11 protein-coding genes are annotated in these 14515 nt (G+C 76.2%); 2 read left to right on the forward strand and 9 right to left on the reverse strand.

The window, feature by feature from the left end; genetic code table 11:
* From PHY01_RS10245 to PHY01_RS10265, 5 genes are all read right to left on the reverse strand, one after another.
* Nucleotides 1–3054 (reverse strand): hybrid sensor histidine kinase/response regulator, encoded by a 3054-nt coding sequence (locus tag PHY01_RS10245; RefSeq protein ID WP_141278341.1) that lies wholly within the window; start codon nucleotides 3052–3054, stop codon nucleotides 1–3.
* Between the two features lie 77 nt (nucleotides 3055–3131).
* A complete protein-coding gene (locus PHY01_RS10250; protein WP_170183743.1) occupies nucleotides 3132–5825 on the reverse strand; it encodes an ATP-binding protein in 2694 nt (897 codons plus the stop codon).
* A 63-nt stretch (nucleotides 5826–5888) separates the two neighbouring features.
* Nucleotides 5889–7307, reverse strand: a complete 1419-nt coding sequence (locus PHY01_RS10255) for an aldehyde dehydrogenase (protein ID WP_141278343.1) — start codon at nucleotides 7305–7307, stop codon at nucleotides 5889–5891.
* The gene (gene dmpG / locus PHY01_RS10260; protein WP_141278344.1) at nucleotides 7304–8335 is read right to left on the reverse strand and encodes a 4-hydroxy-2-oxovalerate aldolase; all 1032 of its coding nucleotides are present in this window, start codon (nucleotides 8333–8335) and stop codon (nucleotides 7304–7306) included. The genes PHY01_RS10255 and dmpG overlap by 4 nt, the downstream gene beginning before the upstream one ends.
* Nucleotides 8332–9237 carry an acetaldehyde dehydrogenase (acetylating) gene (locus PHY01_RS10265; RefSeq protein WP_141278345.1) on the reverse strand — a complete coding sequence of 302 codons (906 nt, stop codon included), beginning with the start codon at nucleotides 9235–9237 and terminating at the stop codon, nucleotides 8332–8334. Before PHY01_RS10265 ends, dmpG begins: the two co-directional genes overlap by 4 nt.
* Before the next feature lie 114 nt (nucleotides 9238–9351).
* Here PHY01_RS10265 and PHY01_RS10270 point away from each other — a divergent pair, with 114 nt between their 5' ends.
* Nucleotides 9352–9888 carry a YbhB/YbcL family Raf kinase inhibitor-like protein gene (locus tag PHY01_RS10270; protein ID WP_141278346.1) on the forward strand — a complete coding sequence of 179 codons (537 nt, stop codon included), beginning with the start codon at nucleotides 9352–9354 and terminating at the stop codon, nucleotides 9886–9888.
* Between the two features lie 19 nt (nucleotides 9889–9907).
* Here the strand turns inward: PHY01_RS10270 and PHY01_RS27930 are convergent, their stop codons facing one another.
* Nucleotides 9908–10435 (reverse strand): UGSC family (seleno)protein, encoded by a 528-nt coding sequence (locus tag PHY01_RS27930; RefSeq protein WP_281283617.1) that lies wholly within the window; start codon nucleotides 10433–10435, stop codon nucleotides 9908–9910.
* Entirely contained in the window at nucleotides 10432–11850 is a 1419-nt protein-coding gene (locus PHY01_RS10285) for a thioredoxin family protein (protein WP_141278349.1), read from the reverse strand. Before PHY01_RS10285 ends, PHY01_RS27930 begins: the two co-directional genes overlap by 4 nt.
* 55 nt (nucleotides 11851–11905) lie before the next feature.
* Between PHY01_RS10285 and PHY01_RS10290 the strand changes: the two genes are divergently transcribed.
* Nucleotides 11906–13078, forward strand: coding sequence for a hypothetical protein (locus PHY01_RS10290; RefSeq protein ID WP_141278350.1), 1173 nt, complete (start codon nucleotides 11906–11908; stop codon nucleotides 13076–13078).
* A gap of 4 nt (nucleotides 13079–13082) precedes the next feature.
* Here the strand turns inward: PHY01_RS10290 and PHY01_RS10295 are convergent, their stop codons facing one another.
* Entirely contained in the window at nucleotides 13083–14021 is a 939-nt protein-coding gene (locus PHY01_RS10295; RefSeq protein ID WP_141278514.1) for an NADP-dependent oxidoreductase, read from the reverse strand.
* Nucleotides 14022–14085: 64 nt separating this feature from the next.
* On the reverse strand, nucleotides 14086–14469 hold the full coding sequence (locus PHY01_RS10300; protein ID WP_141278351.1) for a YkvA family protein: 384 nt from the start codon (nucleotides 14467–14469) through the stop codon (nucleotides 14086–14088).
* Nucleotides 14470–14515 lie beyond the last annotated feature (46 nt).

Consider the following 14515-nt stretch of genomic DNA (forward strand, 5'->3'; position numbering starts at 1 on the left):
CTACCCGGCCGGCTCGACGGCCGGCAGCTCGCGCAGCACCGCCGCGACCCGCGTCTCGATCTCCTCGACGAGCGCGGCCCGCTCGCCCCCCGCCGCGGCGGCGCCCTCCAGCACGCGGCAGGCCTCGGCCAGCCGGGCCGCACCCAGGGTCGCGGCGGTGGGGCGCAGCGTGTGGGCGGCCGTCCGGACCTCCCCCGCGTCGGCGGACCGCAGCCGGGCCACCAGCCTCGGCAGCTCGTCGGCCGCGGCGGCGGCCAGCTCGGCGACGACCGCGGCCCCGTCGGGCCCGAAGGACCGGGCCAGCTCCGTCAACGCCGCCGGGTCGAGCTCGGGGACCGGAGCGGGTTCGGGAGCCGGAGCGGGTTCGGGAGCCGGGACGCGGCGCAGGGCCGCCGCCAGGCCGTCGAGCCGGATCGGCTTCGCCAGGTAGTCGTCGACACCCGCGGCCAGGCACATCTCGCGGTCGCCGTCCATCGCGTTGGCGGTGACCGCGACCAGCCACGGGCCCCGGGCGGCGCCGGCGCGGATCCGGCGGGCCGCCTCCAACCCGTCCATCTCCGGCATCTGGACGTCCAGGAGCACGGCGTCGTAGCGGCGGGCGGCGACGGCGTCGAGGACCTCCCGCCCGGTGGTGGCGATGTCGGCGGTGTGGCCCAGCTTCGTGAGCATGGCCAGCGCGAGCATCCGGTTGACGGGGTTGTCCTCGGCCAGCAGCAGCCGCAGGCCGGGCCCCGGGGCGGCGGCGGGCGCCGGGACTGCCGCGGGCCCCGGGGCCGCCGCCGACCCGGCGGGTGCCCCGAGCAGCGTGGCGAGCACCTCGGCGAGGCGGGCCCGCTTCACCGGCTTGGTGAGCCAGGCCGCGACCGCGGCGCCGTCGCGGGTGCCACCCAGCGACGACAGGCAGGCCACCGGCGGGCCACCGCGCTCGCGCAGCCGCGCGGCGAGGGTGGCGCCGTCCGTCCCCGGCATGGCGTGGTCGACAAGCGCGACGTCGTGGACCTCCCCGCCGGCGACCCGCGCGAGCGCGTCCGACGGCGACGCCGTGTCCTCGACGACCATCCCCCACCGCGCGCACTGCGCGGCGAGGACCCGGCGGCTCGACGCGTTGTCGTCGACGACGAGGACGCGGCGCCCGGCCAGGACGGCGGGCGGCACGACGGCCGGGGCCGGGACCGGCGGCGCCGTCACCGCGAACCCGAACGTCGTGCCCCGCCCGACCTCGCTGCGGACCCACACGCGCCCGCCCATCAGCTCCGCGAGCCGACGGGAGATGGCCAGGCCGAGACCGGTACCGCCGTGGCGGCGGGTGGTGGAGACGTCGACCTGGCTGAACGAGCGGAACAGCCGGTCGAGCCGGTCGGCCGGGATGCCCGGGCCGGTGTCGGTGACCTCGACCGCCAGGCCGCCGGGCTCGGCCGTCACCGTCACCACGACCTCGCCGCGCGCGGTGAACTTCACCGCGTTGCCCACGAGGTTCACCAGGATCTGGCGCAGCCGGGTCGGGTCGCCGAGCACCGCCTGCGGCACGCCGGGGTCGACGTCGCCGACCAGCTCGATGCCCTTCTCCGCCGCCCGCGGGGCGAGCAGGTCCAGCGCCGCCTCGACGCCGTCACGCACGTCGAGCGGCATCGCCTCCAGCTCCAGGTGTCCCGCCTCGATCTTCGAGAAGTCCAGGATGTCGTCGATGATCGTCAGCAGGCCGTCGCCGCTCTGCTCGATCACCCGGGCGAGCTCGCGCTGCTCGGCGTCGAGGTCGGTGGTGAGCAGCAGCTCGGTCATCCCGATGACGGCGTTCATCGGGGTCCGGATCTCGTGGCTCATGTTGGCCAGGAACGCGCTCTTGGCCGCGTTCGCCGCGTCGGCCGCGGCCCGGGCCTGCTGCGCCTGCTCGTGCAGCCGGGTGCTCCCGATCGCCCCCGCGATCTGCCCGGCGACGGTCTCGGCCAGCGCCAGCTCGGCGGGGGAGAACACCCGGCGACGCTCGACCGACTCCGCGACCACCATCCCGACGACGTGCCCCCCGCGGCCGAGCAGCGGAGCGATCATGAAACCGCGGACCCCGCGAGCGGCCAGCAGGGCCCGGGTGGCGGGGGCGAGCGTCACCGCGTCGAGGTCGGCCACGGCGACCGCGCGGCGCAGGGCGACCGCCCGCTCCGCCGGCCCGCCCGCGGTCAGCGGCACCTCGACCCCGACCTGCGAGGGCGCCTGCCCGTCGACGGCGTGGTCGGCCCGGACCACCAGCCGCCCGGCGTCGTCGAACAGCGCCACCGCCGCCCAGCGCACCCGGAACAGGGCCGCGAGCCGCCGCGCCGCCCCGTCGAGGACCTCCTGCAGCGACGACGCCGTCGCGACCGTCCGGGTGATCGCGCTCAGCGCGGCGAGCTGCTCGCGGTCGCGGGTGAGGCTCTGCGCGATCACCCCGGCGACCACGGCGATGATCAGGCCGATCCCCATCCGGAAGGTGATCGACACGATCAGGAACGGGTGCCCGTAGACCAGCGTGCCGAACACCTCGCGCAGCGTGTACGCCACGGTGAGCAGGCCGATGGCCGTCATCGCGCCGCGCAGCTGGAACCGGACCGCGGCCTCCATCGGCAGCACGTAGAGCACCGCCCAGATCGCGGTCTCGGTGTCGAAGGTGAAGACGAAGACCAGCCCGAGGAACACGGTGCCGTTGAGGACCAGCGCGGCCACGCCGACGCGCCGGGCCCGGCGCACCGTGGTCATCCGCGGGATCAGCGGCCAGATGACCAGGTTGCCCACGGCCAGCAGCGCGAGCAGCCCCAGCGCCAGCTCGAACATCCCGGGCGGGTAGGGCAGGTAGTAGGTGAGGACCTGGGCGAGCCCGAACACGAACCCGCCCCAGCGGATCCGCAGCATCGCGCGCTCGGCCCGTACGAGCCGGGCCAGCTCCGCCGTCGCGAGCGTCTCGAACTCGGCGGTCGTGTCGGGCTCGCGGCCGGTGGCCATCGCCAGCCCCCGGTACGACGGGCGGCCGGGACCCGGTGACCCGGCCGAGCCCCAGTTCATCGCCACGCCCGCCCCCTCGGTCACCGGGTGACCCCGGCCGGGACCGACCCTGGCAGCGCGCGGCCCGCGGCGCGCCACGGTGCTCCGTGGGATGCGCCGGGTCAGCCGCCGTCGGCCCCACGGAGCGCCCCACGGAGCGGGCGCTCCAGGCGGTCCGCGAGCTGGGCGCGCGAGCGGATCCCGAGCTTGGCGTAGACGTTGCGCAGGTGGAACTCCACGGTGTTCAGGCTGACGATCAGCTCGGCCGCGACCTCCGGGTTGCTCATCCCGGACGCCGCCAGGCGGGCGACGCACAGCTCCCGCGGGGTGAGCGCGCCGGGCTCGCGGGCCGCCCGGGGGCTCCGGGTACGGCCGCACGCCGCCAGCTCGTCGTCGCAGCGCTCCAGAGCCGGGCGGGCACCGAGCCGCTCGAACACCGCGCGGGCCGGGGCCAGCGCCTCGGCCGCGGCGCGCCGGCGGCCCGACCGCCGCAGCACCGCCCCGTGGGCCAGCGCGGTGAGGGCGACGTCGATCCCGCTGCCGGCGGCACGGGCGTGGGCGGCCGCGGCCCGCAGCGCGCGCTCGGCCCCCGTGACGTCGCCGCGGGCGGCCTGGAGCCGGCCACGGACCCGACACGCCGCGGTCAGCGCGACGCGGCGGCCGAGCTGCCCGGCGCGGCTCTCGAACGGGGCGAGGACGCCGTCGGCCTCGTCGAGGCGGCCCAGGTGCAGCAGGGCGTCGGCGAGCATGCACGGCCAGTTCGACACGCCCGGTTCCCCGGCCCGGCCCGCGGCGCGGTCGGCGAGCGGTCCGAGCAGCTCCACCACCCGGGCGTGGGCGCCCCGGGCGTCGGCGACGTTCGCGGCCGCCACGGTGGCCCCGACCCGGTCCAGCGGCAGGCCGGTCGCGGCGGCGGCGGCCGTCGCGGAGGCGACGTGGGCGTCGGCCCGCTCCCACTCGCCGCGCGCCGCGTGCGGCATCGCGGCGTAGGAGTGCAGCCGGGCCAGCATCCAGTCCTGCTCGGCGTCCTCGGCGAGCGCGACGGCCTCCGACGCGTCGGCGACCGCGCCGTCCCAGGCGCCCATCCGGTGCTGGGTCAGGGCGAGGTAGCCCTGGGCATGCAGGCTCGCCACGAACATGCCGCCCGCGCGGAGTGCGGTGACCGCGTGCGACAGCTCCGTGCGCGCCCCCGCGTGGTCCTCGGTCCACAGCAGCCGGGCCCCGCGCGCCACGGCCGTCGCGAGCTGCTCGGTGGGGGCGATGGAGCGCCCGGCCAGGGCCAGGCTGGTGACGAACGAGACCGACTGGTGCGGGTCGACCTCGAGGGCCCGGGTGCCCCACTCGATCGACTCCGCGGCGCGCAGCTGCAGGTAGTAGAGGTGGCACAGCGCGTCGCAGACCCCGGCGCGGAACCCCGGGTCCGCCCCGTCCGCGGCCGACCACGCCGCCAGCAGCAGCTGCTCGGCCTCGGCCGTGCGTCCCGCGGTGAACGCCAGCAGGCCGCGTACGAAGCTCTCGTGCGCCGATCCGCTGCCGGGCACCGCGCGGGCCAGCTCGGTGGCCCGCGAGCGCTCGCCCGCGAGCATCAGCAGCTCGACCGCTTCCAGCAGGCTGCGGTGGCGCTCGGCAGGCTCGGGGAACAGCCCGGCCGCGGAGATCAGCGTGGCCGCCGCGCGGGACCGTTCGCCGCCCTCGACCTGGGCCCTGGCCGCCGCGCGCAGCTCCGCGGCGAGCCCGGGGTCGCTGCCACCGGCCGCCGCGACCCGGTGGCGCAGCGCCTCGTCCGGCGAGGCGACGATCCGGGCGGCGCGGGCGTGCAGCGCCATCCGGGCGGCCAGGTCCAGGTCGTGGTAGACCGCCGCCCGGATCAGCGCGTGCGGGAAGCGCAGCGCGGTGCCGTCCGGGGCCGGGAGCGTCGTCAGGAGCTTCGCGGTGACGGCCGGGGCCACCACCCCGGCCCCGTCCTCCCCGGCCAGGTCGACGGCGTCGGCCAGGCGGCAGCGCTCCCCGAGCACCGCGGCCGCGGCCACGACCGCGCGTGCGCCCGGCGGGCACTGGGAGAGCCGGCCCAGCACCAGCACCGCGTAGGACGCCGGTGACGGGAGCGGGCCCTCCCCCGCCCGCAGGACGGCCGGGTCGACCTCCTCGAACAGCGCCCTCGCGTGCAGGGGGACACCGTCGGTGTGCGCCCGGAGCCGCCGTGCCGCCGGCAGCGGCAGCTCACCGGCCCCCATCGCCCGGCCGAGCGCGACCAGCCCGGCCACGCCGAGCCCGCCCAGGCGCAGCGTCCGCCCCCGCTCCCCCGAGGCCAGTGCGCGCACCCGGTCGACGCGCCCGCCGTCCTTCGGCCGGGTGGCGAGGAGCGTGAGCACGCGGTCGGACCCGAGCCGGCGCAGGGCGAACACCAGCGCCTGCACCGACGGCACGTCGGCCCAGTGCCCGTCGTCGACCACGAGCACGACCGGCCCGTCGTGCCCGCGGAGCCGGTCCAGCAGCCCGACCAGCGCGGCCCCGACGACGGGTGGCTCGTCGGCCGGGCGCACGGGCAGCGGCGGCCCGGCCACCCCCACCCGCTCGACGGCGCGGGCCAGCTGCTCGACGACGCCGTAGGAGACCAGCTGCTCGGCCTCCTCCCCGCCGGCGCGCAGCACGCCCGCGCCCGGGTCGAGCCCGTCGAGGAAGGCCTGCACGAGCGCGGTCTTCCCGGTGCCGGGGTCGCCCTCCACGACGACCACCTGCGAGCGGCCCGCGCGGGCCAGGGCGAGGTGCTCGGCCAGGACCGCCAGCTCCCGGTCCCGACCGACGAACGCCGCCATGGGCCGATCATGGCACCGCCGGGCCCGTGGAGCCATCTGCCCCGATCGGCTGCGTCGAACGGTCTACCCGCGGATCGCCATCACCACGGCTTTGGGTTCGGTGAAGAACTCCCGGCTGAAGTTGCCGCCCTCGCGTCCCCACCCGGAGTCGGCGAAGCCACCGAAGGGGGCGCGCAGGTCGCGCACGAAGAAGCAGTTGGTCCAGATCGTGCCGGCCCGCAGCCGCGCCGAGACGCGGTGCGCGCGCGAGAGGTTCTCGGTGAACACCATCGCGTTCAGGCCGTAGGGCGAGTCGTTCGCGACCCGCACGGCCTCGTCCTCGGTGTCGAACGGTGTCACCGTGACGACGGGTCCGAACACCTCCTCGCACATGATCGGCGAGTCGGCCGGGGCGTCGACGACGACGGTCGGCCGGACCGTCCAGCCCTCGCCGAGGCCACCGGTCAGGATCTTGCCGGCGCTGTTCTCGACGTAGCCGCGCACCTTCTCGTAGTGCGTCCGCGAGGCCAGCGGTCCGATCTGGGTGGCCGGGTCGCGGGGGTCACCGATCACCAGCTTCTCCGCCGCAGCCACGAACCGGGCCAGGAACTCGTCGAGGATCGGCCGCTCGACGTAGAGCCGGGAGCCCGCCAGGCAGACCTGCCCGGCGTTGGTGAAGATCGCCTTGATCGACCAGTCGACCGCGTTGTCCAGGTCGGCGTCGGCGAACACCAGGTTGGCGCCCTTACCACCCAGCTCCAGGCTGACCGGCGTGAGGTTGCGCGCCGCGACGCCGGTGATGACCCGCCCGGTGCCGGACTCGCCGGTGAAGGTGATCCGGTCGACGCGCGGGTCCTCGGTGAGCGCGGAGCCCGCCGACTCGGGACCGTAGCCGTGCAGGACGTTGAGCACGCCGGGCGGGATGCCCGCCTCCAGCGCGAGCCGGGCCAGGATCGTGGCGCTGGCCGGGGTGTCCTCCGCGGGCTTGAGGACGACGGTGTTGCCCCAGGCCAGCGCGGGTGCGACCTTCCAGGACTCCAGCATCAGCGGGAAGTTCCACGGCGCGATCGCCGCCACGACGCCCGCGGGCTCGTAGCGGGTGTAGGCGTGGTGGCCGGTGTCCATCGGCAGCGTCTCGGCCATGGCCAGGCGGGCGTGGTCGGCGAAGAAGCGGAAGTTCTGGGCGGTGCGCGGCACGTCCTTGCCCAGCGCGTCGGCCAGCGGCTTGCCCATGTCGCGGGAGTCGGCCAGCGCCAGCTCCTCGGCGTGCTCCTCGACCAGGTCGGCGAGGCGGTGCAGCAGCGCGCCGCGCTCGGCGAAACCCATCCGCGGCCACGGGCCCTCGTCGAAGGCCCGGCGCGCCGCGGTGACGGCGAGGTCGGCCTCGGCCGCGCCGCCGAGGGCCACCGTGGCCCACGGCAGCCGGGTCCACGGGTCGACCGACTCGAACGTCGGGCCGGGGGTGATCTCCTCGCCGTCGATCACGTGTCCGAAGTGGGTCATCGCTCGCCCTCCGCGGCGAGCTGGATCGCCACATCGATGATCATGTCCTCCTGGCCGCCGACCAGGCCGATCTCCCCGCACCGGCGCAGGATCGCGTGCGCGGGCACCTTGTAGCGCTCGGCCGCGGTCTCGGCGTGCAGCAGGAACGAGGAGTACACCCCGGCCCAGCCCTGCACGATCGCGTTGCGGTCCATCTTCGGCCAGCGCGGCAGGTACGGCCGGACCACGTCCTCGGCCGCGTCGATCAACGCCATGGGGTCGACGCCGGTGGAGACGCCGAGCCGGTCGAACACCGCGGCGAGCACCTCGGTCGGCGAGTTGCCCGAGCCCGCGCCGAGCGCGCACAGCGAGCCGTCGATGTAGCGGACGCCGACCTCCTGGGCGATCACCGAGTTGGCCACGCCGAAACTGAGGTTCTGGTGGCCGTGGTAGCCGACCCACGCCTCGTCGCCCACCTCGGCGACCAGCGCCTCGAACCGGGCCCGCGCCTCGTGCATGAGCAGCGCGCCCGCCGAGTCGGTGCAGTACGGGGCCTGACAGCCGGCGTCGACCATGATCCGGGCCTGTTTCGCCAGGTCCTCCGGCGGCGTCCGGTGGGCCATCATGAGGAACCCGGCGGTCTCCATGCCCAGGTCGCGGGCGGCCTGGAAGTGCTGCGGGGAGACGTCGGCCTCGGTGCAGTGGGTGGCCACCCGCACCATGTCGGCGCCGGCGTCGCGGGCGCGCTTGAGGTCGTCGACGGTGCCGATGCCGGGCACCAGCAGCACGGCGATCTTCGCCTGCCGCGCCTCCTCGCGGGCCGCGGCGATCAGCGTCATCTCGTCGGTGTGGGAGAAGCCGTAGTTGAAGCTCGACCCGCCGATGCCGTCGCCGTGGCTCACCTCGATGACGCCGACGCCCGCGCGGTCCAGGGCGCGGACGGTGTCGCGCACCTGCTGCTCGGTGAACTGGTGCGCCATGGCGTGGCTGCCGTCGCGCAGCGTGGTGTCGACCAGGCGGACGTCGTGGGCGAGATCGGGGCGGCTCATGCCGGCACCTCCAGCTTCCGGGCCGCCATCAGCTCGCCCACCCGGGCGGCCGCCGCGGTCATGATGTCGAGGTTCCCGGCGTACTCCGGGAGGAAGTCGCCGTTGCCCTTGACCTCCAGGAACACCGCCACCCGCCCGTTCCCCCGCCACGACGCGCGCGGGTCGTCGAACTGGGGCTCGGCGCGCAGCGTGTAGCCGGGCACGTACTCCTGCACGTCGGCCACCATCTCGTGGACCGACCGCGTGATCGCGTCGTGGTCGGCGTCGGGGCCGATCATGCAGAACACCGTGTCGCGCATGATCATCGGCGGTTCGACCGGGTTGAGGATGATGATCGCCTTGCCCCGCTCCGCGCCGCCGACCTCGCTCACCGCGCCGGAGGTGGTGTGGGTGAACTCGTCGATGTTCGCCCGGGTGCCGGGCCCCGCCGAGCGTGACGACACCGACGCCACGATCTCGGCGTAGGGCACCGGGGTGACGCGGGAGACCGCGTGCACCATCGGGATCGTGGCCTGGCCGCCGCAGGTGATCATGGAGACGTTGGGGGCGTCGAGGTGGTCGTGCAGGTTCACCGGCGGGCAGACCATCGGCCCGAGGTGCGCGGGGGTCAGGTCGACGGCCTGGATCCCGGCCTCGGCGTAGCGCGGGGCGTTGGCGACGTGGGCCGCGGCCGAGGTGGCCTCGAACACGATCTGCGGCAGCGGGTCCTGGCGCAGCAGCCAGTCGACTCCCTCCGCGCTCGCCGCGATGCCCTGGTCGCGGGCGCGGGCCAGCCCGTCGGACTCGACGACCCCCACCACGTACCGGACGTCGAGGACGTCGCTGCGCTGCAGCTTCGCCAGCAGGTCGGTGCCGATGTTGCCCGGTCCGACGATCGCGGCGGGCACGCGTCCTGAGCTCATGGGTCCACACTGGCGCGTGGTGCGACGTGGGGGAACCACGGCGTTCCGACCAGCGGAACACCCCTGCCCGCAACTAGGTTGTGTCCCGTACACCGACCCGCGAAGGAGCAGCACATGGCGACCCCCGCCGATCCGTACACCTTCCTCCCCGAGGTGCCCGCCTTCACCGTCACCAGCACCGACGTGGAGGACGGCAAGACCCTGCCCGCGCCGCACACCAGCGGCGCGTTCGGCGTGCCCGGCGGCGAGGACCGCTCCCCGCAGCTGAGCTGGTCGGGCTTCCCGGAGGGCACGAAGAGCTTCGCGGTCACCGTCTACGACCCCGACGCCCCCACCGCGTCCGGCTTCTGGCACTGGGCCGCGTTCGACATCCCCGTCTCGGTCACCTCGCTCGACGCGGGCGCGGGCGACCAGGGCGGGGCCAACCTCCCGGCCGGTGCGGTGCAGCTCAAGAACGACGGCGGCTTCGCCGGCTACATCGGTGCGGCCCCGCCGGAGGGCCACGGCCCGCACCGCTACTTCGTCGTGGTGCACGCCGTCGACGTGGAGAGCCTGGGCGTCCCCGCCGACGCCACCCCGGCGTTCCTGGGCTTCAACCTGTTCGGCCACACCCTGGGCCGCGCGACGATCACCCCCGTCTTCGAGCAGTGACGCCCCGGGCGGCCCCTCCTCACCGGGCGGGGCCGCCCGTGGTCACGGCCGCGAGCACCGCGTCCAGCGCGGCGTCGGCGAGCGCGCGGGTCTCGTCGTCGGTGCGGTCCTGGATCGGGTGCGGGACGAACACCGCGGGCACCTCCCGGTAGCCCAGCGCCCGGGCCTGGGCGGCGCTCGCGTCGACGAACTCGGTGGACGCGCAGAACGCGGCCACCACACCCCGGGCCTCCAGGGCGGCGAAGTCGTGCACACTGCACGACGTGCACGAGCCTCAATCGGCGAGCGCGGAGATCACCACGTCGCACTCGGCGGCGATCTCGCGGCGCAGGTCCGGCGGCATCGGCTTGGCGAACGTCGGCTTGACGTAGCGCCGCACGGCCACCCCGCGCTGTGCGAGCAGCGCCTCCAGCCGGTCGAGGAAGACGTCTCCGCGGGGCTTGGAGATGTCGAGCAGCCCCACCCGCGCCCCGTCGAGCGTCGCCGGGCGGGCGATCGCCTCCCGGTGCGCCGACGCGCTCTCGTCGGTCGGGTCCAGCACGATCATGGACGAACCTCCCTGGTCACGGGCGTGGAGCCGGCGGCGCCGCCGACCCAGCCGCCGATCACGGCCGAGAACATCCCGGCTCCCCCGCCGGCGTGCACGATCATCAGACCACCGGGGCGGAACTTCGGCAGCGGCGCCGTCGCCCGGGCCGCCGGCACGCCCTCCTCGATGCCGCCCGCCCCGCGCACGATCTCCGCCGGGTCGAGGGTGAGGGCCTCGGCGAGCGCGCCCTCCAGGTCGGCGCGCGACCAGCCCGCGGCGGCGAACACCCGGGCGTGCTCGGGGCAGACGACCAGCGTGGCGTCGAAACCCATCACCAGCTTCGGGTGCGCGACCGTGCGCAGCCCGGCGGCCAACGAACGGGCCAGCGAGTCGGGGGTCCGCGAGATCTGGTCGGCGATCCCGCGCGGGCCCTCCGCCGCGAAGACGGTGACGGCCGAGACCCCCGGCGCGACCCCGCGCGAGACCGACAGCGGCTCCCACGGCGAGCCGGCCTCGTCCTCGGCGAAGCAGAACCCGGTCTTGCCGGGGTGACCCAGGGTGGCGCGGTCGACCCCGCCGGGCCGCCCGCCCCCGACGTTGCGGATCACCAGCTGCAGCGCCCGGCCGATCGTGGAGTTGGCGCGGGTGCCCTGGCCCAGGGCGTTGCCGCCGGAGTTGAGCCCGATCTCCGCGGCGACGGGCCCGTTGACGACGATCGCCGGCCCCGCGCCCCAGGTGGTGGCGAGCAGGCCGTGGGCGTTGAACTCGTCGGTGCACGCGGCCTCGACCGCGGCCAGCACGACCGGCAGGTACTCCGGGCGGCAGCCGGCCAGCACCGCGTTGACCGCCACCTTCTCCACGGTGACCGGCACCAGGTTCGGCGGCACCACGGCGACCACCTCGTCCGGGGCCCGGGACGTGCCGTCGAGCATCCGCAGCACCCGGGCCTGCGTCGGGGCCACCACCGGCAGGCCGTCGCTCCAGCCGCGGTCGAACAGCGCCTCGGCCTCGTCCTCCAGGGCCGTCAGCTCCACCGCCCGCGAGGCGAGCGTGTGGCCGCGGGAGCGGACCAGCAGCTCGTCGGCCAGCTCGGGGTCCTGCGTGCGCGAGCCGCAGCCGGGGCGGTGCTCGGGCAGCCCGGCGCCCAGCCCGTCGACCCCGGTGAGCTCCTCCCACGCCGGGCGCAGCCAGCCCTCGGTGCGCGCCACCTCCGCGCCCGCGGCGAACCGCACGAGCGTCGGCACCGTCTCGACGCCCAGCGCGAGGCTGGCCGCCAGGTCGGTGTCGTCGCGGGCGCCGGGCGGGAACGCCGGGTCGTCCTGGCTGTACACGACGACCCCCGCCAGCTGCGCCAGCACCGGCTCGACGAGGCGGCAGGTGGGGCAGTCGCGCTTGACGACGGCGACGACGCCGTCACGCGGGAAGTCCGGCACGCGATCATCGTAGGCGGGTAGGTTGGACGGTGTCCCGGCACGGAGGGGAGCCAGGTTGTTCCGATGGTCCGACCGCGGCGCCCCGGACGCGGCACCCGACGACCGCGCCCTGGCCGCCCGCAACGCCGCGACCCAGGCCTTCCTCGCCCTCGACGACGAGCAGCGGGCCGCGGCCACGGCCGTCGACGCCGCGGAGGAGCTGGGGTCACCGCGGCGGCTGCGGGAGTCCTGGGCGCAGGTCGCGGCGCTGGGCGACCACGCCACCGAGGCCTACCTCGCCGCCACCACCGACACCCCGCCGGGGCGCGCGACGCACACCGCCGACGAGCGCGCCACCGCCGAGATCGAACGCGCCCGCGAGGCGATCCGCCGCTTCCGGTCGACCCACGGGCGGGTCCTCGACGAGGCCGCGCACCTGGTCACCGGGCTGCCCGCGGCCGTCCACGAGGCGCGGGTCGCCCTGGTCGACGCCCGGGGTGCCGTGGAGGGGTCGGGGGTGCGGTCGCGCCGGGCGCAGGAACGGCTCGCCGAGGCCGAGCGGTCCGCGGCCCGCCTCGACTCCCCCGGCCTGCGCGAGCGCCGCGACGCGATCGCCCGCACCCTCGAGCTCGCCCGCGAGGCCCGCACGCTGGCCCTGGACGCCCCGCGCACCGCGGCCACCGTGCGCACGTCGCTCACCAGCGTCGCCACCCGCCGCTCCGCCGCGCAGACCCGCACCGAGCGCATCGAGCCCGCCCTGTCGGCGCTGCGCCGGGAGTTCTCCGAGCGCTGCTCCCGCGACCTGGAGGGGGCCCACGAGCGCGCGTCGGCCTGCCTGGCCGCCGCCGACGTCGCCGTGGCCCAGGCACGGGCGTTCGCCGACGCGGGCGACTGGGACGACGCCGCCGACCGGATCGCCGCCGCGCGCACCGAGCTCTCCCGCGCCGAGAGCCGCGCCGACGCCGTCACCGAGCGGCTGGCCGAGCTGCGGGACGTGCGGGCCGACCCCGCGCGCCACGCCGCCGACGTCCGGTTCGTCGTGCGCGACGCCCAGCGGCTCGTCGTCGACCGTGGGCTGATCGACCGGTTCGGGCCGGTGCTCGACGCCCAGTCGGTGCGGCTGCAGAACGCCCAGGAGCGGCTCACCGGTGCCCACCCCGACTACTGGTTCTACCTCACCGAACTGCGCGGCATCCGCGACCGCGTGCGGCAGGCCGTCGAGGAGGTCCGGGCGGGCGCCGGGCGGTGAGCGGTCAGGTCGTCAGCACCAGCTTGCCGGTGGTGCGGCCGAGCTCGCCCGCGCGGTGGGCGTGCGAGGCCCGCTCCAGCGGGAACGTCTCGGCGACGACGACGCGCAGGTTGCGCTGGTCGACCAGCCGGGCGAGGTCCTCGAGCCCGTCGCCGTCGGGCTCGACCAGCATGCCGGTGGCGCGCAGCCCGCGCTCCCTGGCGGCGGCGAGCGCGTCGGCCGCGGCCGCCGAGGGCAGGCAGATCATCAGGCCGTCGGGGGCCAGCACGTCGAGCGAGCGCAGCGAGACCTCGCCGCCGATCAGGTCGTACACGACGTCGACGGGCTCGACGGCGCGCTCGAACGCCTCGCGCCGGTAGTCGACGGCCTCGTCGACCCCGAGGTCGTGCAGCAGGTCGTGCTTGCCGGAGGACGCGGTGCCGATGACGTGCGCCCCGCGCGCCTTCGCGATCTGCACCGCCAGGTGCCCCACCCCGCCCGCGGCGGCGTGCACGAGCACCCGCTGACCCGGCTGGACCGCGGCGATGTCGACCAGGCACTGCCAGGCGGTGAGCCCGGCCAGCGGCAGCGCGGCGGCGGCCACCTCGCTCAGCCCGGCGGGGCGGTGGGCGAAGTGCCGCGACGGGGCCGTCACGAACTCGGCGTAGGCGCCGGCCTGCCGCGGGAACCACGGCATCCCGAACACCCGGTCGCCCACGGCGAACCGGGTGACGCCCGGACCGACGGCGTCGACGGTGCCCGCGACGTCCCAGCCCACCGTGAACGGCGGCTCGCCGAACACCTTCGCCATCCCGGCACCCGAGCGGGTCTTCCAGTCGACGGGGTTCACCCCGGCCGCGGCCACCCGGACCCGGACCTCGGTCGGCAGCGGCTCGGGCACCGGCGCCGAGCCGAGGACGAGCACCTCGGGGCCGCCGAACGTCCGCTGTGTGATCGCGCGCATCGTCTCCACGGGCGGTTCCTACCAGTGCGCCGGACCCGCCGCCGTGACGACGGCCGCAATCGGCTCAGTCCGGCGGTGGCTGGTCGATGACCGTCGGTCGGCTGCTGCCCGCGCGCGCCGTGCGTTCCCAGGACAGGAAGCGGTCGGTCTCGGACAGGAACGCCCCGCCGATCCACAGTGCGACGACCGCGTCGTCGCCGAGACCGATCAGGCCGAGGAACAGCTCGGGCACCAGGTCCACCGGCGACACCAGGTAGGCCAGCCCCAGCACGATCAGCAGGAGCCGCCCGCGGGCCTCGGGGAACCGCCCGGAGGCCGCGGCGGCGACCAGCCGCGGCAGCGCGCGCACCCGGTCGGCCAGGCCCGGGGCGCCGGGGCGGCGGGTCTGCGTGACGGCCTTCCACAGCGCGGTGAAGGCGGCGATGCGGCGCGGTCCGAGTGTGGGCACATCGGGCACAACGACGGCGGGCACCCACACGTTCCCCTGACCTGGC

Origin of the sequence: Pseudonocardia hydrocarbonoxydans, from assembly GCF_006539565.1 — a bacterium.
Taxonomy (GTDB): Bacteria; Actinomycetota; Actinomycetes; order Mycobacteriales; family Pseudonocardiaceae; genus Pseudonocardia; species Pseudonocardia hydrocarbonoxydans.